The sequence below is a fragment of the Pseudomonas neuropathica genome (assembly GCF_051174785.1).
Classification (GTDB): domain Bacteria; phylum Pseudomonadota; class Gammaproteobacteria; order Pseudomonadales; family Pseudomonadaceae; genus Aquipseudomonas; species Aquipseudomonas neuropathica_A.
The window spans coordinates 423,383-446,646 of sequence record NZ_CP195111.1 but is presented as its reverse complement, the minus strand read 5'-3'; the positions used below and the strand labels follow the sequence as shown (position 1 = coordinate 446,646).

Annotated in this window: 28 protein-coding genes and 1 tRNA gene; 10 read left to right on the top strand and 19 right to left on the bottom strand. The window is 56.7% G+C overall.

What is annotated here, in order from left to right:
* The first annotated feature begins 259 nt into the window (after positions 1–259).
* Positions 260–334: transfer RNA gene (locus tag ACRRSD_RS02155), tRNA-Gln, on the top strand.
* A 114-nt stretch (positions 335–448) separates the two neighbouring features.
* On the opposite strand, the gene ACRRSD_RS02150 is transcribed toward ACRRSD_RS02155, so the two are convergent.
* The 3 genes from ACRRSD_RS02150 to gstA all read right to left on the bottom strand — a co-directional run bounded on the left by ACRRSD_RS02150 (position 449) and on the right by gstA (position 3,729).
* Positions 449–2,437: a peptidase U32 family protein gene (locus ACRRSD_RS02150; protein ID WP_435036907.1), complete on the bottom strand. Its 1,989-nt coding sequence runs from the start codon at positions 2,435–2,437 to the stop codon at positions 449–451.
* 213 nt (positions 2,438–2,650) lie between these two features.
* Positions 2,651–3,031 (bottom strand): RidA family protein, encoded by a 381-nt coding sequence (locus tag ACRRSD_RS02145; RefSeq protein ID WP_435036906.1) that lies wholly within the window; start codon positions 3,029–3,031, stop codon positions 2,651–2,653.
* Positions 3,032–3,117: 86 nt separating this feature from the next.
* A complete protein-coding gene (gene gstA / locus ACRRSD_RS02140) occupies positions 3,118–3,729 on the bottom strand; it encodes a glutathione transferase GstA (protein ID WP_435036905.1) in 612 nt (203 codons plus the stop codon).
* A gap of 107 nt (positions 3,730–3,836) precedes the next feature.
* Between gstA and ACRRSD_RS02135 the strand changes: the two genes are divergently transcribed.
* Both ACRRSD_RS02135 and ACRRSD_RS02130 read left to right on the top strand, forming a co-directional pair.
* Positions 3,837–4,712, top strand: coding sequence for a transcriptional regulator GcvA (locus tag ACRRSD_RS02135; protein ID WP_435036904.1), 876 nt, complete (start codon positions 3,837–3,839; stop codon positions 4,710–4,712).
* Between the two features lie 123 nt (positions 4,713–4,835).
* Positions 4,836–5,249, top strand: a complete 414-nt coding sequence (locus ACRRSD_RS02130; protein ID WP_435036903.1) for a cupin domain-containing protein — start codon at positions 4,836–4,838, stop codon at positions 5,247–5,249.
* Between the two features lie 8 nt (positions 5,250–5,257).
* Here the strand turns inward: ACRRSD_RS02130 and ACRRSD_RS02125 are convergent, their stop codons facing one another.
* The 7 genes from ACRRSD_RS02125 to ACRRSD_RS02095 are packed head-to-tail and all read right to left on the bottom strand — an operon-like array spanning position 5,258 to position 11,581.
* A complete protein-coding gene (locus tag ACRRSD_RS02125; RefSeq protein ID WP_435036902.1) occupies positions 5,258–5,467 on the bottom strand; it encodes a hypothetical protein in 210 nt (69 codons plus the stop codon).
* Entirely contained in the window at positions 5,442–6,653 is a 1,212-nt protein-coding gene (locus tag ACRRSD_RS02120) for an MFS transporter (RefSeq protein WP_435036901.1), read from the bottom strand. Before ACRRSD_RS02120 ends, ACRRSD_RS02125 begins: the two co-directional genes overlap by 26 nt.
* 48 nt (positions 6,654–6,701) lie before the next feature.
* On the bottom strand, positions 6,702–7,088 hold the full coding sequence (locus tag ACRRSD_RS02115) for an ectoine synthase (protein ID WP_034155877.1): 387 nt from the start codon (positions 7,086–7,088) through the stop codon (positions 6,702–6,704).
* A gap of 35 nt (positions 7,089–7,123) precedes the next feature.
* Positions 7,124–8,284 carry a hypothetical protein gene (locus ACRRSD_RS02110; RefSeq protein ID WP_435036900.1) on the bottom strand — a complete coding sequence of 387 codons (1,161 nt, stop codon included), beginning with the start codon at positions 8,282–8,284 and terminating at the stop codon, positions 7,124–7,126.
* Complete coding sequence (locus ACRRSD_RS02105; RefSeq protein ID WP_435036899.1) at positions 8,277–9,311, bottom strand: class I SAM-dependent methyltransferase; 1,035 nt, start codon at positions 9,309–9,311, stop codon at positions 8,277–8,279. Before ACRRSD_RS02105 ends, ACRRSD_RS02110 begins: the two co-directional genes overlap by 8 nt.
* Before the next feature lie 15 nt (positions 9,312–9,326).
* Complete coding sequence (locus ACRRSD_RS02100; RefSeq protein WP_435036898.1) at positions 9,327–10,868, bottom strand: class I adenylate-forming enzyme family protein; 1,542 nt, start codon at positions 10,866–10,868, stop codon at positions 9,327–9,329.
* Positions 10,869–10,900: 32 nt separating this feature from the next.
* A complete protein-coding gene (locus ACRRSD_RS02095; protein ID WP_435036897.1) occupies positions 10,901–11,581 on the bottom strand; it encodes a class I SAM-dependent methyltransferase in 681 nt (226 codons plus the stop codon).
* Between the two features lie 510 nt (positions 11,582–12,091).
* Here ACRRSD_RS02095 and ACRRSD_RS02090 point away from each other — a divergent pair.
* Entirely contained in the window at positions 12,092–12,472 is a 381-nt protein-coding gene (locus tag ACRRSD_RS02090; RefSeq protein WP_435036896.1) for a hypothetical protein, read from the top strand.
* A gap of 335 nt (positions 12,473–12,807) precedes the next feature.
* Here the strand turns inward: ACRRSD_RS02090 and ACRRSD_RS02085 are convergent, their stop codons facing one another.
* From ACRRSD_RS02085 to ACRRSD_RS02075, 3 genes are all read right to left on the bottom strand, one after another.
* Entirely contained in the window at positions 12,808–13,857 is a 1,050-nt protein-coding gene (locus ACRRSD_RS02085; RefSeq protein ID WP_435036895.1) for a tyrosine-type recombinase/integrase, read from the bottom strand.
* A 1-nt stretch (position 13,858) separates the two neighbouring features.
* On the bottom strand, positions 13,859–14,101 hold the full coding sequence (locus tag ACRRSD_RS02080) for a DUF4224 domain-containing protein (protein WP_414892486.1): 243 nt from the start codon (positions 14,099–14,101) through the stop codon (positions 13,859–13,861).
* Positions 14,102–14,709: 608 nt separating this feature from the next.
* Positions 14,710–15,204 carry a hypothetical protein gene (locus ACRRSD_RS02075; protein ID WP_435036894.1) on the bottom strand — a complete coding sequence of 165 codons (495 nt, stop codon included), beginning with the start codon at positions 15,202–15,204 and terminating at the stop codon, positions 14,710–14,712.
* A 468-nt stretch (positions 15,205–15,672) separates the two neighbouring features.
* Between ACRRSD_RS02075 and ACRRSD_RS02070 the strand changes: the two genes are divergently transcribed.
* Positions 15,673–15,918, top strand: a complete 246-nt coding sequence (locus tag ACRRSD_RS02070; protein ID WP_435036893.1) for a hypothetical protein — start codon at positions 15,673–15,675, stop codon at positions 15,916–15,918.
* A gap of 79 nt (positions 15,919–15,997) precedes the next feature.
* On the opposite strand, the gene ACRRSD_RS02065 is transcribed toward ACRRSD_RS02070, so the two are convergent.
* Both ACRRSD_RS02065 and ACRRSD_RS02060 read right to left on the bottom strand, forming a co-directional pair.
* Positions 15,998–16,696 (bottom strand): hypothetical protein, encoded by a 699-nt coding sequence (locus tag ACRRSD_RS02065; protein ID WP_435036892.1) that lies wholly within the window; start codon positions 16,694–16,696, stop codon positions 15,998–16,000.
* Positions 16,697–16,871: 175 nt separating this feature from the next.
* Positions 16,872–18,602 (bottom strand): DNA cytosine methyltransferase, encoded by a 1,731-nt coding sequence (locus tag ACRRSD_RS02060; protein ID WP_435036891.1) that lies wholly within the window; start codon positions 18,600–18,602, stop codon positions 16,872–16,874.
* 57 nt (positions 18,603–18,659) lie between these two features.
* Here ACRRSD_RS02060 and ACRRSD_RS02055 point away from each other — a divergent pair, with 57 nt between their 5' ends.
* The 3 genes from ACRRSD_RS02055 to ACRRSD_RS02045 all read left to right on the top strand — a co-directional run bounded on the left by ACRRSD_RS02055 (position 18,660) and on the right by ACRRSD_RS02045 (position 20,872).
* Positions 18,660–19,325: a hypothetical protein gene (locus ACRRSD_RS02055; RefSeq protein ID WP_435036890.1), complete on the top strand. Its 666-nt coding sequence runs from the start codon at positions 18,660–18,662 to the stop codon at positions 19,323–19,325.
* Positions 19,326–19,415: 90 nt separating this feature from the next.
* Positions 19,416–19,919, top strand: coding sequence for a hypothetical protein (locus ACRRSD_RS02050; RefSeq protein ID WP_435036889.1), 504 nt, complete (start codon positions 19,416–19,418; stop codon positions 19,917–19,919).
* A 305-nt stretch (positions 19,920–20,224) separates the two neighbouring features.
* Entirely contained in the window at positions 20,225–20,872 is a 648-nt protein-coding gene (locus tag ACRRSD_RS02045) for a hypothetical protein (protein ID WP_435036888.1), read from the top strand.
* A gap of 59 nt (positions 20,873–20,931) precedes the next feature.
* Here the strand turns inward: ACRRSD_RS02045 and ACRRSD_RS02040 are convergent, their stop codons facing one another.
* Positions 20,932–21,165 carry a hypothetical protein gene (locus ACRRSD_RS02040; RefSeq protein ID WP_435036887.1) on the bottom strand — a complete coding sequence of 78 codons (234 nt, stop codon included), beginning with the start codon at positions 21,163–21,165 and terminating at the stop codon, positions 20,932–20,934.
* 81 nt (positions 21,166–21,246) lie between these two features.
* Between ACRRSD_RS02040 and ACRRSD_RS02035 the strand changes: the two genes are divergently transcribed.
* A complete protein-coding gene (locus tag ACRRSD_RS02035) occupies positions 21,247–21,435 on the top strand; it encodes a hypothetical protein (RefSeq protein ID WP_435036886.1) in 189 nt (62 codons plus the stop codon).
* A gap of 105 nt (positions 21,436–21,540) precedes the next feature.
* The gene (locus tag ACRRSD_RS02030) at positions 21,541–22,101 is read left to right on the top strand and encodes a papain-like cysteine protease family protein (RefSeq protein ID WP_435036885.1); all 561 of its coding nucleotides are present in this window, start codon (positions 21,541–21,543) and stop codon (positions 22,099–22,101) included.
* A gap of 50 nt (positions 22,102–22,151) precedes the next feature.
* Here the strand turns inward: ACRRSD_RS02030 and ACRRSD_RS02025 are convergent, their stop codons facing one another.
* The 3 genes from ACRRSD_RS02025 to ACRRSD_RS02015 all read right to left on the bottom strand — a co-directional run bounded on the left by ACRRSD_RS02025 (position 22,152) and on the right by ACRRSD_RS02015 (position 23,257).
* Complete coding sequence (locus ACRRSD_RS02025; protein WP_435036884.1) at positions 22,152–22,478, bottom strand: hypothetical protein; 327 nt, start codon at positions 22,476–22,478, stop codon at positions 22,152–22,154.
* A gap of 75 nt (positions 22,479–22,553) precedes the next feature.
* Complete coding sequence (locus tag ACRRSD_RS02020; protein ID WP_435036883.1) at positions 22,554–23,018, bottom strand: hypothetical protein; 465 nt, start codon at positions 23,016–23,018, stop codon at positions 22,554–22,556.
* Positions 23,015–23,257, bottom strand: a complete 243-nt coding sequence (locus tag ACRRSD_RS02015; RefSeq protein WP_435036882.1) for a hypothetical protein — start codon at positions 23,255–23,257, stop codon at positions 23,015–23,017. Before ACRRSD_RS02015 ends, ACRRSD_RS02020 begins: the two co-directional genes overlap by 4 nt.
* Positions 23,258–23,264 lie beyond the last annotated feature (7 nt).

Here is a 23,264-nt window from a genome sequence, read left to right as displayed (position 1 = left end):
GTGCATTTGAGCGCGGAGACGTATCTGGCCTGTGTCGAAGAACGGCTTTGTTGAAAGTCGATGTGTCGCGATGGGGTTCGTACACAGTGAGATACACGGCGGCGAAACCGACTCAGCATGGGCCTGATTCAGGCCAAAATAATAAGTCGCTGTTTTAAAACAAAAAATATTTCACTTCGCGCTTCCCAAAGCCAAAAAACCTTGGTAAATTGCGCCCCGTTCTCACAGCGAACCTAACGAAGTAGCTGGACAGAGCAGTAGGGGCGTCGCCAAGCGGTAAGGCAGCAGGTTTTGATCCTGCCATGCGTTGGTTCGAATCCAGCCGCCCCTGCCATATTCGAAAAAAACGCCAACTTCGCAAGAAGTTGGCGTTTTTTTATGCCTGCGATTTGGCCCGATAAAGCAGGGCAGGCGTGCGCGGCGCCGGAGCACCGCGCACGCCGTCCACTCAGTGCGGTGCGCGCGGGATGGTTTTCATCAGGTCTTCAGGGCTGATGTGGCCGACCACGCTGCCCGGCTGCGGCAGGTTGAGAATGTGGCCTTTCATCTTGCCGATGATGTGCATCTCGCACGGCTTGCAATCGAACTTCAGCGTCAGCACTTCATCGCCATGAATCAACTGCATCGGTGCAACCTTGGTGCGCACGCCGGTCACGCCTTTCGCCTGCTTCGGGCACAGGTTGAAGGAGAAACGCAGGCAGTGCTTGGTAATCATCACCGGCACTTCGCCTGGCTCTTCGTGCGCTTCATACGCCGCGTCGATCAGCTTCACACCGTGACGGTGGTAGAAGTCGCGCGCCTTCTGGTTGTAGACGTTGGCGAGGAACGTCAGGTGCGAATCCGGGTACACCGGCGGCGGACTGGTTTCAGCCTTGCGGCTACCACGCGGATGCGCGGCGACACGGGCGGCGGTCAGGGCTTCGATCACTTCACGACGCAGGGATTTGAGCTGCGAGTTAGGGATGAAGAACGCCTGTGGCGCATCGAGTTTGATGTCGGTGGCGTGGTACTGCGTGGTGCCGAGCTGGCCGAGCAGGTCGCGTAACTGTTCCAGCGCTTGCTCCGGCTTGTTGGCCACGCCGAACGGGCCGGCGAGGGTGACGCTGGCGCTGATGCCTTCTTCGCTGGTGGCGGTCACTTCCAGCTGCTCTTCACGCAGGCGTGCGACCCAGCTCAGGGCCACGCGACGCTCCGAAGAGGTCTTCTGCAGCGCCTGTTGCCAGTTGTGATCGAGGTTGCGATTGAGCGGGTGATTCGGGCGCAGCTTGTACAGGCCTTCCGGCATTTCGTTCGGCTCGACGCGATAGCGGTAGCGCTTCTCGCCGTCTTCTTCGAACTCGCCTTTGGCTTCGGCGATATTGGCGCGGAAACCGACTACTTCGCGCTTGACCAGCACGTTGAGGCCATCACCGTTGGACAGCGGCTCGTGGGTCACGACCTGCATGTCACGCTTGGCGACTTTTTCGACGATACCCACCGGCAGACCGGTGAAGGTCGGCGAGTCGAAAGCACCGATGTCGATCTTGCGATCGGTGACGAAGTAATCGGTGCTGCCACGGTGGAAAGTCTTTTCCGGGTCCGGCAGGAAGAAGTGCGCGGTGCGGCCGCTGGAGGCGCGGGCCAGGTCCGGGCGGTCTTCGAGCACGTCGTCGAGGCGCTGGCGATAATAGGCGGTGATGTTCTTCACATAGCCCATGTCCTTGTAGCGACCTTCGATCTTGAACGAGCGCACACCGGCTTCAACCAGGGCGCGGATGTTGGCGCTCTGGTTGTTGTCTTTCATCGACAGCAGGTGTTTTTCATAGGCGATCACGCCACCCTTTTCATCTTTGAGGGTGTACGGCAAGCGGCACGCCTGGGAGCAATCGCCACGATTGGCACTGCGACCGGTCTGCGCGTGAGAGATGTTGCACTGGCCGGAGAAGGCCACGCACAACGCACCATGGATGAAGAACTCGATGGCGGCGTCGGTTTCGTCGGCGATCGCACGGATTTCCTGCAGGTTCAGCTCACGGGCCAATACCAGTTGCGAGAAACCGGCCTGATCGAGGAACTTCGCTCGCTCCAGCGTCCGGATGTCGGTCTGCGTCGAGGCGTGCAATTCGATCGGCGGAATGTCCAGCTCCATCACGCCCAGATCCTGAACGATCAGCGCGTCGACACCGGCGTCGTACAACTGATGGATCAGCTTGCGCGCTGGCTCCAGTTCGTTGTCGTGCAGGATGGTGTTGATGGTGGTGAAAATTCGCGCGTGGTACTTGCGGGCAAATTCCACCAGTTCGGCGATTTCGCCAACTTCGTTACAGGCGTTGTGGCGTGCGCCGAAGCTCGGGCCACCGATGTACACGGCGTCGGCGCCGTGCAGGATCGCCTCACGGGCGATGGCCACATCGCGGGCAGGGCTGAGCAATTCCAGATGATGCTTGGGCAAGGACATAGTTTTTTTAGTCAGGCTGTCACGGTTAGGCGCGCATTCTACCCGTGAAACACGCGTCCGGCACGCCCGTGCTGCCCGATGGCAACTGAGACTGCACAACCCCCCTGTGGGAGCGAGCCCGCTCGCGAAGGGGCCATCACATTCAGCATCAATGGTGACTGAACGGACGCTTTCGCGAGCAGGCTCGCTCCCACAGGGTTTGGTGGTGCGAAGTCAGGCCTTGGCCGCCATCGCCGTGACTTCCACGCGCATCCCTTCAACCGCCAGCGACGCCACACCCACTGCCGCACGCACCGGCCACGGCTTGGCGAAGAAGCGCTGGTAAACCTCGTTGAATGCCGCGCGATCGGCCATGTCGGTCAGGTAAATGGTCAGGTGCATCACCCGATCCATCGAGCTGCCGGCACGCTCCAGCGCAACTTTCAGCGCTTGCAGGGTGCATTGGCTTTGCGCGGTGATATCGCCCAGTTCCAGGCTGCCGTCGGCACGGGTCGGAATCTGCGTGGACATCATGATCCCGTTGAACGTGGTGACGTCCGAGGAAATCGAGTCGACGTCCGGATCCGGAGTGAAGGTGATGTCTTGGTTAGCCATGCTGATCCTTTGATTGAGCGAGTGAAGATGGCCGCAGTTTACAGATCCAGCGTCGACATGGCCCGTTTCATGGCGACAGAGGTCGGTCAGACAGGCTGCGTCGCCGCCTCCGCCGCGAGGGCTGCAAGAACGCTGGGGCGGGCGCCGATGCGCTGCATGTAGCTAGCAAGTGCCGGCCAGTCTTGTATGTCGATGGCAAAGGTCGGCAGCCACATCAGTACGGTGAACAGGTAAGCATCGGCGACACCGAATGGGTTCATCAGGTAGTCCCGGGCCGACAGTTGCCCATTGAGGTAATCCAGGCGCTTGAACAGCCTGTGGCGGAAAATCGTTTTGACCGATTCCGGAATCTGCGCATTGAAGAGCGGTGCACTGCCACCGTGAATTTCCGTGCTGATGAAGTTCAGATGTTCCTGCAGACGCGTGCGCTCCCACGAACCCTGGGGTGGCGCCAGCGTGTTGCCGGGCACCTGATCAATCAGGAACTGCAGGATCGCCGGCCCTTCCGTCAGTACTTCGCCGTTGTCCAGAACCAGCGCGGCAACGTATCCCTTCGGGTTGATCTCACGAAAGTCATGGCCATCGGCGGTACGTTTGCTCTGGTTATTGACGCGAACCAGGTCGAACGGCAAACCCAGTTCCCGCAGCACAATGTGCGGGGAAAGCGAGCAGGTCATGGGGGAAAAATACAGTTTCATGGCTTTTCCTTGCTGAGAGAAGGCGCCAGATTCCATTGCCCAAGCGGCTTTCGCAAAGGTCATTTGCGGTGTTAGCGTATGACAAAATCTCATGAGTCTTGACCATCATGCCCGTCCGGCTTCCCTCGCTTAACGGATTGCGTGCCTTTGAGGCAGTCGCCCGGCACATGAGCTTCACCAAGGCTGCCGAGGAACTCAACGTCACTCAGACCGCTGTCAGTCACCAGATTCGCCGACTCGAAGCGGAGCTGGGCGTGCCGCTGTTTCTGCGGCTCAACGAGGGTTTGGCACTGAGTGAAGACGGCCAGGCTTACTTGCCCGGTGTGCGTGCGACTGAACAGTTGCTCGAGTCTCGCGATAACAGCGTGCTGACCATCAGTACCTTGGTCTCCGTTGCATCGAAGTGGTTGTTACCGCGGTTGCCGTCCTTTCAGCAGGCGTTTCCCACTATCGATGTGCGGATCAGCGCCTCCACCGAGCTGGTCGATTTTCGCAAAGGCACTATCGATGCGGCCATTCGCTACGGGCGCGGTGACTGGAAAGGTTTGCGTGGCGATTTTTTGATGTCCGATGAGATTTTTCCGGTTTGCAGTCCGGCATTGGCGAAGACCTTGCGCACGCCCGCCGACCTGGCCAGTCACACATTGCTGCAAGTCAGTGGCGCAACGGCCGGTGACTGGAGCGCCTGGCTGCGTGCTGCCGGACAACCCGCGCAATTGGCAGAAGGCCCGCGCCTGACTTTTGACCTGGCGATGATGGCGGTACAAGCCGCCGTTGACGGGCAGGGTGTGTGCATTGGCCGATCGACCTATGTCGAAGACGATCTGCAGGCCGGCCGTCTGGTGGTGCCGTTCGATCTGCGCTTGAAAGATGAGCAGGGCTTCTACCTGGTAACGCCCCATGAAACGGCGCAATCGAAGAAGATCGTGGCGTTCAGGACATGGCTGTTGGCACTGCCACCCGGCCAAGACACCTTTGTATAAGCGTGTATCAAGATGCCGCGCAGACACACGCGAACAATAAACCCGGGGTTTACGACACATCAGCCATACACGCAGCTCTCAAAGTAGCGGTCACACCACCACTGCGTTTGAGAGGGCAACATCATGCATCGTCCATTGTTACTGGCCAGCGCTGCGCTATTCGCTTCCATCATCGGCATCGCCCACGCGGCTGAAGCACCGGCCAAGAGCTGGCAACAAGGCTTGAGTCGCACGGATCTGGTTCGTCAGGATCTTGGTGCTGCCGAGCGCGAAGTGATTCAGGCGCGCGTCGATTTCGAACCGGGCGTGACCTCGCCCCGGCATGCGCATCCCGGCGTCGAAGTTGCCTACGTGATCAGTGGCACCTTCGAATATCAACTGGAAGGCCGGGCGCCCGTGACATTGAAAGCCGGGGAGTCGTTGTTCATCCCTGAGGGTGTGGCGCATGTCGCCAAAAATGTGGGTGCGGAGAAGGGGTCGGAGCTGGCGACTTACATCGTGAAGAAGGGTGAGCCGGTGCTGATTCTCAAGCCATAGTGCGCAGGTCAGTGAAGAGTCGCCGCTCGGCGACTCTCGCCAATCCTGATTCTGTCCAGCGCCCGGTTCAACGCGTCGAGCGCATCGAGCAGCGCTTTGGCCTCGGCTTCTCGACCTTCACCCCAGAGGCGCTCGGCCATTCTGTTCAAGGCCTGGATCGAGCGCTCGATGTCTGCGGCGTTGGCGTTCTTTTCAGGGGCCGGTGGTTTCTTCGGCATTCAGGGTTCCTCTGCTGACGGCAAACCACCATACCGCTGCGGCGCCCAGCAGCATAGTCAGCGCGGCCAGAATCAGGATCACGCCTTGCGTACCCACGCTCGTGGCCAGCAGCGCCACCAGCAAACCCGCCAACGGTTGCGACAGGTTGTTGAGCAACGTGATCACACCCACGGTCTTGCCGAAATCCTTGGCCGGAATCACCCGCTGGCGGATGCTGCGCATGTAGATGTTGAACATCTTGTCGAAGCCGACGATCAGCAGGAAACCCACCACGTAGCCGGTCAGGTTCGGACTCAGGGCACTGATAAGGGCGCCGGCAGCGATCATCGAGTAAGCGACCCCGCCCAATAACCGCTGCGGGATTTCAACCCGGGCGAGGAAGAACAGAATCACGATGGTGGTAACCGCGCCGGCCGCCTGCAGTCCCGCATACGAATCTTTGCCGGCACTGTACTCGCCGATCACCATCGCCGCCGATGTCGCCAGGGTGACGCCGACGATCAGGTTGACGCCGACGGCCAGCAGGATGATTTTTTTCAGCTCCGCCAACTCGCTTATATGCTTGAAAGCGATACGCAAGGGTTGCAGCCAGATGTCCTGATGCTGCTCGAACACTTCCAGCGTGATACGGCTGAAGCGTTGCCAGACCAGCATGCTCAGGTCCGCCAGCAGGAACAGACCGGCGACCCACAGCACCACCCAATGCCAGGCCCAGACTTCCAGCAGCAACGCAGCCACCAGTGGCCCGAGCACCAGCCCGGTCTGATCGGCGATCTGCGAATAGGACAAGGTCTTGGTATAGCTGTAGTGCTGGAAAATGTGTGGCATCAATACCTCGCGGGCCATGATGCCTTGAGTGGTCAGCACGCCGCACAACGCCGACAACACCACGACCCAGGCGATGCCACCGAAGAGTGCGAACATGCCCACCGCCACCAGACACAGCAGCGCGCGGTAGACCTGACTGATGTGCAGGATGCGGATGGGCGAAAACTTGTCGCACAAGGCGCCGCACAACGGGAAAGCCAGAAAGCGCGGCAGCGATTCGACGAAAAACGCCAAACCGGCCCAGGACGCACTGTTGGTGGTCTGGAACACCACCAACGGCACGATGAACAGCAGGATCTGATCCGCCAGCCGCGACAGAAACAACGAGGTGAAAAATGCCAGGTAGTCCTTGCGCAAAATAAGCTCCTTTTTTGTCGACGGTCTGGCCGCGTGGCCAGCCGTGCTTCAGTACGCCGATCCCTGGCTGTCGTTGAGATTATGCCGCTCGTCTCCGCGCAGCGGCGGGTTGAATACGCTGACCAGGATCAGGTCCTGCTCCTTGCCGCCGCGCAGGTAATGACGGTCATGCTGGTCGAGTACATACACGTCGCCGGGCCGAATCGGGAACACATTGCCCTGCATGTCTTCGACTTCGCCTTCTCCGGCAATGCAATAGCATGCCTCCAGGTGATTGCGATAGTGCAGCAGCGATTCGGTACCGGCACGCACGACGGTGTGACACAACGTAAAACCCATGGCGTCGCGCTCGGTCAGCAGGCGATGGCTGGTGCCCGCACCCCATTCGACGAAGTACGGTGTTTGTTCAACGTCGGATTTGTTGCGAATGAACATATGAACCTCTCTGCAAAAGTGCTGGTTGGATAATCTCAGAGCGGTCTCAGGACCGCCTCGCCGTAGGACTGCATCGCGTCGTGCCAGACCAGGTCGCGGTGTGCGGCCATGGCCTGGACATCACGCCAGTGACGCTGGAGCGGGTTGGCTGCCACCAGCGAAGAGGCGCCGAGTCGCTCCACCAGGCGATGGACCACATGCACGCATTGCTGTGCCAGATAGGCGCGGTCACGCTTGAGCTGGAGCAACTGCCGAGCGTCGAGCGCGCGCGCTTGCACGCCGGCGTCGTGCAGCCGCGAAATCAGCGATTCATACAGCAGCCCTGCGCTGTACAACTGCGCAGCCGAATGAGCAATCTGTTCGATGATCCTGGGCTCGCTGTTCAGTGGCGAACCGGCCAGCGACCGCAGATACTCCGCATAGGCTCCCTCAGCACAGCCCAGCAGCGGGCCGATGATTGAGGTGGTGAGATAGGGCACCAGCGGCATCCGGTCGATGTAGTCGGTGCCGGTCATGGCAGGCGACTCGGCAAACACTTCCTGCAGCGCGAAAACGTGTTCGTGGGGGACCAACACGTTCCGGGTCAATACATCGTGGGAGCCGGTCGCGGCCATGCCGCAGCTGTCCCAGCTGTCGAGTCTGTGAACCTCCTGCGCGGCCATCAGCACGAGGAAGCGTGGCGTACGCGCTGCGTCAGGATGGTTGGGGCAGGGCGCATTGAGCATCAGCCACGTGGCGTCTTCAATACCGGAGCTGAAGCGCCAGCGCCCATTCACGCGCATGCCCGCGGCTTCCAGGGATAGCTGGCTGTCGGCGCTGCTGGAGGCTGAAGCGAACAGTTGCCGGGAACCCTCTGCGTACAGCCGGTCCTGACAGGCAGGTGGCAGGCGTCGGGCGATGCAACCGTGACCGCCCACCAGCGCCATCATCCAGCCGGTGGAGGCGCACGCCCTGGCCGCGATGCGTGCACTTTCCACAAGGGTCGGCCAGTGTCCGCTGCGGGTGACCGGGGCGCGGGGTGACAGCAGATCCAGCCAGCCGCCAGCAAACAGCTCGTTAAAGGTACTGTCGCTCAAACGACGGTTTTTTTCTGCGGCACTGGCCCGGTCCCGCCAATCCGCAATGTGCTGCAAAGCGCGCTCGCAGTAGCCGGGCAGGGCGGCAGGATGGCAGAGCTGTTCCAAGGCGTCAGACATTGGCGGGTTCCTTGACACCTTGAGGCACGGGTGACAACGCGCCCAGTCGCGAGCCCTCGAAACAGAATTCTGCGGGTTGCACCACGGGCCCCAGAAACCCAAGAAAGCGCTCAAGCTGTGCAGGATCATCCGAGGTAACGAACTCGCAGAAATTACTGCTGTTCCAGAGCAGGTGAACGTGCTTGAAGCGAGCCGACAGGGCGCTTGTCAGCTCTTCCAGTGTGACTTGCCCGTTTTGCATTTGCTCAAGCATTTGCTGGCGTTTCCAGTTGATTTCTTCTTCGCTGAAGTAGCGGGTCTTGAACACTTCGTCCTTGACGCGCTCGCGTCGCAAGTATTCCTGGGGTTCGGGGTGATTGAGCTTCTCAAGGAAAAACACCAGTCCTCCCGGCTTGAGGAACTGCTGGAGATGCGCGATCTGGCGCTCGCGGTCGCGGCTATAGAACTGGAACGCGGCCATTTCATAGATGTAATCGAAGCCTTGCTCGAAGCCCCGGTATTCGTCGCTTTGCAAAACGGCGGGGGTGACCTTGAACACCGATTGCGGAAAAAAGCGTGACAGAGCCCGGTTGGCGTGCCGGTCGAAGGCGATCTGATTGGCCTGGTTGGGTGATGAAGTAAAGCTGCGTATCAGGCCTTCTGAATGCCCGGCCAAGGCGCGGCCGTTGCTGCCGTCGAAGGCATCCACCTCAAACAGACTGAACGTCTGGCCGGGCTCTCGAACACTGGCCTGAGACAGCCGGGTCAAAGCCACGCCGACTCTGGACAATTCTTCCAGTATGTAGGGCACGCTTGCCAGAAAGTGGGAAAACAACGGGCCTGCTCCCTCGATCAGTCGATCGTGGTAATCGAGCATCTGCGGGTCGGCGATCTGCGACCGCAGGTGGCTGTGCAACGACTGCAGGGGCACCTGACTGGCACCAGTGGCGAGGCTGTGGAAATGCCCGGCCAGTTTCAGCATCGCGCTTTGTTGCAGGTCGTGGTCCAGGCTGGCGTCATCCTGTAGCGGTTGCTGGCAACTATTCATGGGTAGCTCCTGCTGTCAGATCAGTCCTTGGGTGGTGAACTTGCCCGAGTCGGTTTTCGGCAAGGCGTCGAGAAATACGCAGTGAGCCGGCACCATGTGCCAGTCCAGACGCGTCTTGCAGTAATCGAGCAGGGCCTGTTCGCTGGTCTGCTCATGGCGTGGCGCAAGGACGATGCAGGCCTTGGGCACATGACCGGCCGATTCGTCGGCGACCGGCACCACCAGCACTTCGGCGACCGCCGGATGCGAGGCTAGGAATTGCTCGATTTCCCGCGGATTGACGTTCCAGATGTTGCGCGCGAAGACATCGTCCTTGCGGGCGACGTAATACAGATAACCCTCGGCGTCGCGTTTGAACAAATCCCCGGTGCGGTACAGCCGCGAATGACCGAAGGTCTCGTAGATGAACGCCTTGGCATTGGCCTCGGGCATGTCCCAGTACTCCAGCATCAGGTAATCACTGGTCACCAGCAGTTCACCGACCTGGTCGGGCTGGTCGATGGCCCGGCCCTGTTCGTCCACCAGATAAACGCTCACGCCGGGCAGGGGTTTGCCCACCGAGGTCGGGCGCTGGTCAATCTCCTCGGGCGGCAGGTAACTGACGCGTTTACATTCGGTGAGCCCGTAATTGGAGAAGATTCGCACCTGAGGCAACGCCTGGCGGATTTGCCGGATATGCCGGGTGTGCAGGGCCTGGCCGCTGCTCGAGATGTAGCGCAGGCTGGGGATCCGTGCCTGCCAGTGCGGGTCGGTATTGGCCAGCAGGAAAAACACCGGGGGGAACACATGCATGGCGGTTACCGCTTCGCGCTCGACCACCGCCAGCACATCGTCGGCACTGCTGGCGGGCCGGCTTTCGATGACACTGGTAGCACCGGCGAACAACGGCATCATCACGTTATAGACACCATAGTCGGACGCCAGCGTCGAGTAGCTGAGGACGCGGTCGTCGGGGGTATTCTGCAGGTAAGCGGTGACTCGGCTGGAGGCCGCCACCATGATCCTGTGATTGACCAGCACGCCCTTGGGATTGAACGTCGAGCCTGAGGTGTAAAAAATCGAAGTGCTGCGCTCGGGGTCGGCAGCCAGTGTTGGCGCGGCACGCGTGTTATGTTTGCGGTTCGTGGCGATGGCTTCGGCCAGGAGGCGAATACGCGGTGAGACCCTTGGCCCGGCGACGGTGAGCAGGATCAGATCCAGGCCGGCCGCTTCCATCAGTTCTGGCAGGTCGTCTGTACAGTCGGTAATGAGCACCCGTGCGCCCGACTGTTTGAGTTGGTGGATCAGCTTGGCGCGGCTCAGGGTGTGATGAGTGGCGGCGGTGATGGCCCCGGCCTGGAGCACACCCAGGTAGGCGGCGATCAGGTCAACGCTGATGGGGGCGTAAAAACCTACGCGATGACCCGGTTCGACGCCCAGCGTTGGCAGCAGGGCAGCGAGGTCATCCGCTCGCTGTTGCAGTTGCTGATAAGTTGTCGCCACCCCATCCAGGACAATCGCCGGTTTTGTCGGGTATAAGCTCGCGTTGTTCGCGATAACCTGATGAAAAAGTTGCATCGCTCAATATCCTTTCAAGCACAACCTGAGGATTACTTGCGTTTTCTTGCGCACACCGAAACATACGTGCCTTGCCAGGTGTAAGGGTCAATTGGCAAGTTATCCGAGTTGCTCAATGGCCAACTTTGTTTGTCGAAGAAATGATTGAACGCAAAGATCTCGAAATCGCTCAGCCAGCGATCAAAGAAGCCTTCGCTTTGCAGAATGGATAATCCGGCTTCCTTGTCCCAGATAAACGGTTCGCCCGTTGCCTGGAAATAACGCGTCAAGTCGGACAATAGGTCTAGGAATATAAAGCCACCCGGTTTGACTGCACCGATTATTTTCGGCATTACCTGTTGAAGTTCGACCGGAGTGAAAAAGTGCAGGACTTCGGAACACACCAGTACGTCATAAGCAGCGGCGGCCGGGAGGTAATCGAGAATGTCGGCCTGCTCGAACTTCAACTCGCGCAACCAGTGATTGTGCTTGCGACTCTGCACCGTGCTGTCGACCATGTCGACGCCGCTCACGCTGTAGCCCTTGCGGGCCAGGGCGGTAAGGTTGCGCCCGTCGCCGCAGCCCAGTTCCAGAGCCTGGCCGGGACCCGCGGGCAGGTCATCCAGGAACTGTTTCAATTCACCGCGCAACTCACCGAAGAGGGCGCCGTTATCGCTGGCGCTGTATTCCCTGTCATACCATTCTTTCAGGACGGAACTGTTGACTACTCTCATAGTTATTCTCTGCCATCGATATACGTGAGCACACGGGAATTCGCGCAGTTGAAAATGTGCGGTCGATTGCGGTCAGGAATGTCTTGGGAGAAATGAAAAGGTAGAGAGAGGAAGAAGAGAGTGCAGGCGAGGGTCAGACATAATGAAACTCCTTTTCATTTTTTATTTTTACGAGTTATCCATGGCTGTCGAGACTTCGAATGACTCGATAGCGGAGGGATACTTCCATCGCGCGGTTTACCCTGTCAAGGCGAAACAGGGCGAGGGATGTATGTTTTTTGTCACGGTGTAGTTACATTGTTCAGGTGAAAAGGAATTTGTTGTAGTTGTGGAGGTTGAGAAGTATCAGGGCTGAATTTTGCTCGTGGATTTTTTTTCGATTGTACGCCAGCCTGAGTAATCACTGATTCTGACGGGGGAGGAGGAATATCTGCAGGTACTAATGTTGGGGCCACATCGGTCGATACTTGGAGTCTCGACGGTTAATTATTATGTGAAATCAGGGCAAATATGGAGCAGGAAAGCCGTGCGCTGAGGATTCTCAAGCGTTTTCGTTACTTGATCCTGGCTGTCATGGCCATCGCCTCCCTGGTCAGCGTTTTTTGGCGCTTTACAGGCGGGTGGAGTCAGTTTTGGACATGTGTAGGGGCGCAGGCATGGTTCACCCAAGCCGTGTTTGCGTACCTTCGCGGTGGCTGGGTCGCAATCGGGCCCGGTGGACTGCCGAAGGATGCCGATCCGGTCGGCAGGGCACTATTGGCAGCGCTGGCGCTGGGGCTTTACCTGTTGATGTTTGGCTACGAAGAGCATAAGCCCGACTCTATCTATGAAAGGCGCGCCTCGGACTGGAGCATGCCTACTCGGGAGGAGATGCGGCGTTCGGCGCAGTGATAGCCGGTTCTGAGAAGAAAACTCGTGTGGTGCTCCGTGGGATCTTCTGTTCGTCCATCAAGCTCAGGGATCACCTTGAGCAGGGCAGAAACTTTCGCGAATCCCGGAAACGACAAAGCCCTGAATAATCAGGGCTTTGTCGTACATAAGATGGCGGAGGCGATGGGATTCGAACTCATGGACCTGTTACAGTCGACGGTTTTCAAGACCGCTATGGAAAGCCGCAGAATACGCGGCGTCAGACGTTTTTTCGTTCCAATACTTTTGTTTTGCAGCACCTCTACAGACCGCATTCTACAAGGGGCGTGTTTCGAGTTATGGAACGCATTTTTTGCCTATTTTGAGGGTTTGGCGATCGCGCCGACACGGCGATAAACCCGCTCAGTAATGTCGCCTTTTGTGTGCCCGAGCAACAGGCTGGCGTCACCCACATCGCTGATTTCCGACGCCGCTTTCGGCCGAATATCCCGGAACTGGAATTCTCCGATTCGCTTAGCCAGCAGCTCGTCTCCCTGCTCAAGAGCTTCCAGTTTTGCCTTCTCTCGCGCCGCGTCCCATCGTTTCCTCAGCATCGTCGCAGTCATCCGTTTACCGCTCCGGTTGACAATCAGGTAGCTCGAAACGTGGGCAGCGTTTCGCTCTGTGATCGCCGCGATCAGAATGCCCAGGCTGTTCGCTTCTCCGGCGGTCGTCATTTGAATGCGCAGCTTCTTGTGCGTCTTGTTCTGCTGAACAGTCAGATATCCGCCTTCAACATCATCCTTCCGCATAACCAGCACATCTGCCGGCCTTTGCCCGGTCAGATAGGCCAGGTCCATCGCTTCCTTCAGCTCCTGAGCTGCCTTCTTGTAAACCGCCTCCCAAACCACATCATTCGCGTAATAGTCCCTCGGCGTCTCCTTGTTCTTGCGCACGCCTTGGCAGGGGTTTTCCTTCGTCGTCAGTCCCCATTCCCGCGCAATATTGAATACGTGGGAGAGAGTCGCGATTTCACGGTTCGCCCTGACTTTTGCCGACCGCGCATCCCGGTAACCGGCAATCGTTGCTGGAGTGATTGAGTCGATCGGGGCGCTGTCGAACATCGTCCGCAGTTGTTTGATCTCCGCCAAATTGTCCTTTTGCGTGCGTGGTGCTTTCTTTGGCACCACATCACGAATGTACCGATCGAAAATTCCCTTCATAGTGCGCAGGTCAAGGGGTTTTTCCTTGGCTTCGAGTTCGGCCCACTTCAGCCGAGCTTTATCGAGATCCTTGCCCAGAGGAATATCGTTGCCGAGCAGGTCGCGGTAGTAATACGCGGTCCATGTACTGCCGTTTTTGCGTTTCCGTGAGCGCTTGTACATCCGAGGGGGAAGGTGTTGGTGCTCGGTCTTGCGGGGGCGCATATCAGTTCACTCGCGAATAATCAGGTGTCCATACCGGTGCGGCCGGCGGCGGGTTCGGATCGGCAATGGTGGGGCTGATCATGCCCAGCTTCATGCGGGCATACATCCGACCAACCAGCGGGCGCTTGCCGCGGCTTTCGACGAACACCCACTGGCGATCAATAAGCCAGCGGCGCTGGTATGCCCTTGCCTTGTAGCCGGTGAGTTCCGCCAGTTCCTCGTCGGAGAGAATTTCATTTTCCATTGTGATGCTCCATGCCGCGCGTAGCGGCAGAAGGTGGTGAATTCATGTTCGGAGATTGCACCCGACAGGAGGTCGAGGTGGTGGGTTGACACTTTTTTCAAACTGTAATAACTGTTTCCGTCTCCATCGATTTCATCGAATTCAAATAAAAAGGAGGCGAGCATGATGATGCGTAGAGGGTCCAAATATTGGCTGTGGGCCGACTGCGAGCTGCACTGCCGATCACACGACGAAGTGCTCCCCAACGGCATGCTCATTGATGTTCAAGCGAGGGTTTCCAGGAGGGGGCGGACCCAGCTGTTCATCGGCGTCTACGATAAAGGCGGGAGACTCATGTTCGAGGAGGCTCACGATGACTTACCTAATGACACAATGACGACGGCGCTAGCTTGGGGCGTTGATCGAGCTCGCTCAGCGGCATCGGGTAGCATGGTTTCGAACGTCCCCACTAGCGGAGGTTATTCTATGGGCCCCCAAGCGCCCCGGACTTCTGCCGCCTGAAGTGTTCACTTAGGAGCCAGCTCCAAGCAGACCAATAACGCGGGGGGCTTCTGCTCATCGCCACGGCCCCTTGTAGATGAGGTAGGCCATGTAGAGCGGGGCGAGGATCATGGTGTCACTGCTAAGGCTTCAGGAATATCATCGAACTTGTAAGTCTTGATGACGCGCTCTTCCACTCCAGCGACCTTGATGAATTTGGCCTCTTCAACCCAAGGGTAGGCGTCTGGCTCGCTGTGCTTGCCGCCGCCGCTCATCGTACAAAAGGCGAGTGCACGGCCATCGGGCAGGATGAAGGCCTTCACATCGACCTCGTAGTTGCGCTCCCAACTGTAGTGGCACCAAGAAGGGATACCGCGAACGTCTTCAGCCTCATAACGCACCTCATTAATGGCATCGTCATGCTCGTTTTCGTCGAACAAGGTGTCGAGTAGTTCGCCCGGCGCGGCGGATAGAAAAGCATTGTCGATGTTGCTGTCCTGCCCATCATCGTCGGTGAGCGTGTAGGCATAGCCGAACTCAAGCCCCTTGCGCATGACGAGCAGCTTCGCCAGCTGGCTTGCAGTGAGCGTGCTCAGTGAGTGGTGGATGTTTGCATCGAGCATAGGAATTCCTTGCCGCTATAGCGGCTGACTTTGAAGGGGGAGGGATGGCAGATTGCCTCGATAGAGCCATTTGCCAAAGCGGGTTAAAACTAGATCTACTAATTAGCGACCAGGAATCGGTCATGTCACACAGTTTGGATGCGCCAATAACACACGAGTACCGCGGGCATAAGTTGGTCGTGAAGTTCGATTGGGAAAAGCCCAACGATGATTCGCCCGCGGCAGCACACGTCCTTGAAGAGGGCGGCATCCCAGGCCTCGCTGACACTGTTGCTGAACTGCCAGGGCCATGGCCTGACTATCAAAGCGCGCTTGCTGAGGCAATGGCAGTTGCTGAGCGTTGGATAGATAGCCAGCTACCCTGAGCGTTTTGGTTGAGTATTCAAAGCTCCAGCGGCATGTCACACTCGAAGGACAGGAACAACGGCTCGTCGTCCCGCGCCAGTCCTACATCGCACGTGTGTCCAAATGCTTACCGACAATGATTTCCGGTTTAAAGCCCATCAACACCTGCTTGATCTCGATGCAACCACCAATCAACTTATGATGCTGGTCGTGGCTGACGAGGTTACCGGTGCTCTCTGGCAAGAAGCCGTGCTACGTCAGAAATTAGCTTACGAAGCATGGAACTCTATCCTAATAGGTGTTCAGACAGACCCGATGCCAGCGCTCGATGGTCGTCCGAGTGAAGGCAATACTCCTACAGCCGAGTAGGCGGCATTTTTTGGCTTAAATTCGGTTTATGCCGGATGTTTTTTCGAGGCGTTTTTTCGATGAGCAGCCCGGTGAAGGCCTAAACTGGCTTGTCGTTAGCTGGCGGGCGCGTTGCGTTCCACTTTTCGAAAGCCTCCTGAGTCGTGGCCGCTTCGATCTTCTCGTCGCACGTGTAGCAGTGCGCAACGCCGCTGGCAGCGCCGACATCGCGGTGACCCTGCTTGCACGGGTTCATATGCCAGTCATAATCCTTGGTAGCTTCTGGCTCTGGATATTCAGGGCGAGCAGGCGGATAGGCCGGAGCTGTCATGGCCTGGTCAATGGCAGCGCGCAGGTTCTCGTTGTAGTTCTCGCCGATTACGCGCTCGAACGGCTTATCCATCCAATGGCCGACAACCTCGATGTTGATGCCGCTGTCACCGGCATCACCGTTGGGACTGCTGTCGTATCGGACATCCCAGCAATTGGCTTCGATGGCATCCAAACGGGCCTTGTCTTGCTCCAGCTCATCAATCCGCTGATCCGCTGCGTTCAGGCGCTTCTGCAGGGCGTCACGCTCGGCGGTGAGTCGCACAACATCACCCTCAGGTGTCGCCAGTTTGGTGTCGCGTTGGTATTCATCAAAACGCCGCTGCGCTTCATCGTCGCCACTCAAGCATCCGCAACGATATGGGTGTGCCGCGTAATCGATATGGCACAGGCGGTCAGGATATGGCTTTGGCTCGGCGTCGATCGCCAATGTCGGCAGCGGCTCGGCCGGTTTGTTTTCTGTGGGCATGGGGCGTCCTATGCCGGGGCATGCCCGGGCGGTGGAGGGTGGTCGGCGGGAAATTCAATTGGGCCGCTATAGCAGAGGAAAACCTTTGCCTAAAGACCAGTTGAGGATTATTGAATGAAAGATCTAACAAGGGCGATTGAGCTGATCACCGCAATTTTGTGTTTTATCGAGGCGCTTAAACATACGGGCTGGGTGTGATCTGCTTAAGAATGCGCCTACCGATCCAGCGCACGCACGGAACGGCCTTGCTGTTTCCGATCGCCTTGTAGCGTGGACCGTCCGGACATTCGCTGGCAGGCTTGCCGCGCCACGGGATCAGCGTGTAGTCGTCGACCATACCTTGGAGGCGTTCGCACTCTCGAGGGATCAGGCGGCGAACTGAGGCGCCGACCTGTGCCGACGGCATTCCTTGGCCGGGTTTTCCACCGCCGCAACCCAGCGCCCCAGTGATACCTCCGTCGCCGTCCTCATAACGAATTTCCGATCGAGAGTTCTCGGCGAAAGCTGCAACCATGACCGCGTGCTGACTGCCTTGATCAAGCGTATACATCGGATCAGATGCTTCGCCGATACCGATTCCGTTCTGTGATTTACCCCGAGTTGCGTTTTGAATTGGGGAAACAACGACGTTTGGCCCCAGGGCTGAGTTCGTGTTGTCCAACTGCTTTCCGTAGTTGCTGGTGACGGTCTGGGCCACTTCGCGGCAATAGAGCACGTTCTCCTGTCCACTGTTCCGGCCGAGAGTGTGAGCCTGATCATTCAACACGCCGGGGTCTTGCGTGCCGTGAACAACCAGCAATCCGGACTCTGCATCCTGCTGGGTTGCGCTGCCGGCCGCCTTGCCGTTGGAATTGAGAGTGCCAGCCACGATGAACGCCTCGGAGTCGGCTCGGTGGCTACTTTGAGCTTGAGCCCGAAGCGCTGGCGCGGTGATCGGGATGTCGTCGAGCGAGTATCCTCCGGACTTGCGTCCGCCGCCGGCCAATGTCGGCGCGACGAAAAACGTCTCGCTTTCCATGTCGAGCCGGGTGTCCTTCGCGGTGAGCGTGGCCGATCGTTCGACGGATCCGCCGAGGCTGTGGCCGCCGAACGCCGGTACTCCGCAGAACACACCAACCGCTGGCCCTTCGTCGCCCTCGCAGTTCGGGCAGCCGTACTGCCCTAGTGACTCGTCGAAGGTGTATCCACACCCGCACTGGAGCGCAGGGCCGAAAGGAGCTGATCCGGTAACGTCTTGCCCCTCGCCTCGGCGCGGCGCAGTATCCCGGCGCACGCCTTCTCGCTCAAAAAGTACCTCGGTGGGATCGAATCCGTCTCGAGCACTTGCGACAACGAACACACGGCGGCGTCGTTGGGCCAGGCCGAAATATTGGGCGTCCAGGATCCGCCACGCGATTGTTCTTTTGGGTCCATACACACAACCAGCGTCCGGCCATTTCTTCCCTGAAGGCTGCAGTTCGCAGTCTTCCCCAGCAAGCGCGCCAAGAAAGCATCCGAAGGCGTTCCCTTTGTCGCTGAGGACGCCGGGGACGTTTTCCCAGACGATAACGCAGGGCGGCTTTCGCTGGCCTGCTCGAACATAGTCAACTGCATCTGCGAGCTCCACGTATTTGATGGTGAGGGCGCCGCGCGGGTCGGTGAGGCCTTCGCGCATCCCGGCCACGCTGAAGGCTTGGCACGGTGTTCCGCCGACGAGGACGTCCGGCGCGGCGATCTTGCCGGCCAGCACCTGGGCGCCGAGTTTGGTCATGTCGCCGAGGTTCGGCGTGTTCGGGTAATGGTGGGCGAGTACTGCGCTGGGGAAAGCTTCGATCTCGGCGAACCAAGTTGCCCGCATGCCGAGCGGCTTCCAAGCTAGCGTTGCCGCCTCGATGCCGGAGCAGACCGAGCCGTAAGTAATGGGCATGACAGTTCCTCGTGAGTATGATGTCGCCCTGATAGCGCGCGACTAAAGGAATTGGTGATGAAATACGAAACTTCAGTTGTCTATTTAGAGCAAATACCCAAAGTTGCTATTGACTCCGGATTTGACTGGGCTACTTTTTTTAGCTTTATGGCTACTATTGCTGTCTTTTCTTTGGGGACATGGTTAACGATACGGACGTCAAATAAAAATGCGATTCAGCAGGAAGAGATTTTTAAAGGAACCATCGATGCTCAAGAAAAATCGCTCGAATTAGCACACAAAAATCAAGAAAAAATAGCACGATCAAATGCAGTTAAAGTTAGTAGGCAAGCGTGGATTGACCAGCTTCGCGAATCATGCGCCGAATATTTGTCGTTGCTCTTAACAATGAATGGGCATATTCGTGAGCAGGAAGCACAACTAGATTTTGGTAAAAAACTTACCGAGAAAAATCAGGTGGAGATTGGCACTGAACTGGTAATCGTGTGGGTCCGAACTCGTAATGATCTAAGAACAAAAATTTTTGAGCTTAAATATAAGATCGAGCTTCTTGCGAATCCCAAAGAAGAACTTTTTAAGGAGTTATTGATGCTGGTCAATAAAGGTGTCTACTTCTGTGAAGGTACGGAGTCGAAGGGTGTTGTTGAGTTGTGTGAACAATTGAAGAACGTGACACAAGAAATTTTAAAAATCGAGTGGGATAAAACTAAGAATATGCTCTGATTAATTCGGAGGGTCTCGTCGGCTGGCGTGATTCGTAGAAGTGGCTCATTAAGAGCCATGGCATTACGCCAGATATAACTAGGAGCAATGATGCAAGCGCCAACGGATAATCTGTACAAATTTCTTGCTATTGCAGGGATGCTATGTTTTGTTTTTTTCTTTTTTGACTTAAATAAGCGGTCAGATGAGCTAGAGTTGAAGATTGATAACTTGACCATGCAACAGGCTGAATTTTTAGCTACTTTAGAAAATCTTTCAGAGTCAGCGGACCAAATTACAAAGGAAATAAATGAATTGATGGCGGGAAAGCCAACTTTAGAAGAGTTGGAGAGTGCGCAGGGGCGGTTGGTTTCCTTTCGTGAGAAAATCGAAGTTAAATTTGCAGATTTGAAGGTTGTAAATGCAAAGATTAATGTAGGTATTGATTTGCTCAAGGACTATTTTGAGAAGCTGAAAAAATTGTCGAGATTTTACGGGTATTTGCAATTATTCTCTTTGACTGTCTCGCTCGTGGGTTCGTTCTTATGGTATTACCGAACTCAGCGATATCTTGATCTGAAGGATAAACAGTCTGCAAATCCATCCGCCCCATAAGGCCAGCTAAAAATCGCAAGCGACGACGCCGCCAAGTTGTTAGATGTCCGGGGATACGATCGAGGCTTCTGCATCAGGACGCCGGCGGCACCGCCGAATGACTCGACGTAGCAGGTGTGCGGCGGAAAGTGTTGCAGCACCCACGACGCAAGCCGGAACTTCGCACCGTGGTAGCGGATGACCAGTGCGATTATGGTCATAGATTTTTTCCAGTCAGGCGCCGCCTTCCGTGATCGGTGGTGGCAATTTGGTTTGGGTTGGGGTATTGCAGGTGACCGGCATGGAGTCGTCTACGGGAGTTGATTGTGGGGAAGAAAGCAGAGTTGTGGGGGATGTCGGGCACTATCCTTTATTTCGTGATAATCGCAACGACGGTCGCTTTTAAGTTTGATAGCTTTACTAACCTTGAGCTAAACGAATTAGGAGACTTTCTTGCAGGTGTATTCGGGCCAGTCGCTTTCCTTTGGTTGGTTTTAGGGTACTTGCAACAAGGTCGCGAGTTAAAATTGAGTACCGATGCGTTGAATCTACAAACTATGGAGTTGAGAAACTCTGTGGAGCAACAGGCCGAAATGGCGAGGATTCAAAATGTTACGTTAGAAAATCAACATAGGCTTTTGCAGCCTCTTTTTGAAGTTAGGTATAAGGAAAGATATCACTATCAAGGCGAGTTTTTTGATAGTTTCGAAATAGAGAATAGTGGCGGATATTGTGATTGTGTAAATGTGTCTCTAGCTGGAAGAGGTGGCAGTAAGTTTCAGTTGGATCTTGAACCTTTAAACAAGGGGACGGTGCGCATTTTTTCTTTTGATGCCATTGAGGGGCAGCATGAAATTCAGGTTCGTTATCGAGCTCTAAATGACTTTGAAGGTCTTCGTATATTTGATTTGCAAAAATGGTATGGAGATGATGAGGGGGAAGAGGGCTTTTCAGCCAGACAACGACCACAATAAATCTAGGTTTTAGAGTTCCTGAGATTATTTATTTTATAGGCTGCGGATTGCATGGCGGATTAGACGCCAATTGGTTCGATAATCTCATCTCTCGGAAACTTACTTATTTCATTCAAACTTTGATTGCGGAATTCCCGCGCCACCTTTTCGCTAATCACGATTTCGTGGCGCACCTTCAATGCTTCCAGCTTCTGCCCCGTTCCAAGCCGGCACCGGTGCCGCAGTTCCTTCTCGTCGAACTCGATACGCTTCAGCGCTGCCTTCGCCGATCTCTCTTGTCCAGTCTTGTCCATGGCCTACCTCTTCAATTCCGCTGGCCGGCAAGTCGCCAACTGGTGTATCTATCCTTAAGCTCACACTGGCAGGAGGCCGACATGAGGTTGCAGAGCGATGTAGATGCGCTAGCGGCTATCGAAGAGGACGCTAAAGCGATGTTGAAACGGATAGGGCTGCCGGACGATGGTCAGAAGCTTGAAGTTGTCGTCTTCCTTCGCCAAATCATCGACCTCGCCACCTACATGGGATCAACTGACCGTCTGATTGAGGCGCCGAGCTTCGTGTGAAAAGCTCTTGCGGCAATTTCCGCGAAGATACGACAACGCCACTGGTAGCAATTTGCCTACAGCGAGCTACGCTCCGGGAGACGATAACAAACAAGGAGTTTTCAGATGAGGCAGGTAGCTGCGTTATTACTGCTCGGAGTGATGTGCTTCTCAAGCTTCGCGTCCGCTGATCAGACTGAATTACCGATACCAAATATTCTACAAGAGACGCCTGTGTGGTGCTGGGCCGCCGTGTCTGAACAGATAGTATTAAGTATGCGAGGAAGAGCGGCTACCCCACGTCAATGCGCGATGGTCGCCGCCGCTAAAAATGCTAGCCCGGCATTCTGCTGCCAGAATCCGATGAGTTGTGCTGTTACTGGTGATTTGAGCGACATTCAGAATTTGATCCAATATTTTGGAGGGTCACCCTCTAAAATTCTTCCACCTACTGATCCGTTCACACTTTACGGTACCCTTGCATCCGGCCATCCCGTGATTATGCAGCTAAAGATGGACCAGGCAGGAATGGCTCACGTTGTGGTAATAAGAGGAATGGCGATAGTGCCTTCCGCATGGGGGCCTAGGGCATTTCTTTTTATCAACGATCCTTTGCAGCTATATACGGAACCTATCCCATTTGAAGACATTATTCCGATGTGGAAATCGGCCATTGTCGTGAACTAGTGAGCAGGCTTCTACGTTTTCGCACGCTGTAACGCCCATACGTAGAATCCTCAATTTGGCTCGATGCTTTCATCCCCTGGATTTCGCTTCAGCTCTGCCAAGCTTTCATTACGAAACATCCGCGCCACGTTTTCGCTTATCTGTACTTTGTGGCGCGGGCTTTCCATCGCTTGAAACGAAAGGGTTGGCCCGAGCGCATGAGCGTTCAGAATTAGGTTCTGAATCGCCTCGCTCAGTTCTTCAATGTCGTTCCAAGCCATCAATTCCTCAAGCTTCTGCCGGGTGCCGAGCCTGACCCGGTGCCGCAGCTCCTTCTCGTCGTACTCGATCCGCTTCTCGGCGGCCTTCGCAGATCGCTCTTTTCCAGCCTTTGCCATGTACTACCTCTTCAATTCCGCTGGCCGGCAAGTCCAGCCAGGTCTGTCGTTTGCGTTGTTGGGTGCGAAAACGTCTCACGCTGCAATCTTCACCTGATGCCAGGCGCCGGCGGCGTAGAACAGCTTCGCGGCTTGGGCTTCATCCATCGAAACCTCGTCCGGAATGGCAATCCAGCCCGATGCCACCAGATGGGCCGGGTTCGCGCTGTTGCGCAGGTCCAGGTAGTAATGCTCGATCGCATCGGTCAGGCGCTCGACCTTGTAGATGCCCTCGGGCGAGATCTCCACCGACTTGATGTACTCGGCGCCGCGCTCGTCTCGACACATGGCGGCGATGTAGATCGTCCAGCGGTAGGAGAAATCAAAGATCGCGTTGGCGATCGCCAAACTGCGGATCTGCCGGCAGCTCTTCCAGTTCGCCATGATCTGGCTGCCGCTGGGGTCGATGTTTACCACCGCGACGTGGTTGGTGCGCAGCAGCGCCCGGCAGCTGCGTTCGGCCCGGGCGAAACCGTTATTAGGTTTGCGTTTCGACTTCATAGCGAGTCCGCCATTGTGCGCAGCGCCTTGCGGTCGGCTGCCGATATCGGCTTCGGCCGCCGCTTGAGGACCGTTTCAGGGTCTACCCAGTCCCGCCGCGTAGGCCTGGGCTTTATCCGGGTCGCCGGCAGCTCTTTGAAGGTGCTGCCGGGCCGCGCCCAGAAGTCGGCCATCGCAGCGGTGATTTCATCCGACTCATTTTGCTTTGCTCGAACTGCGTTGAGGTTGAGACTGATCATGCTGGCC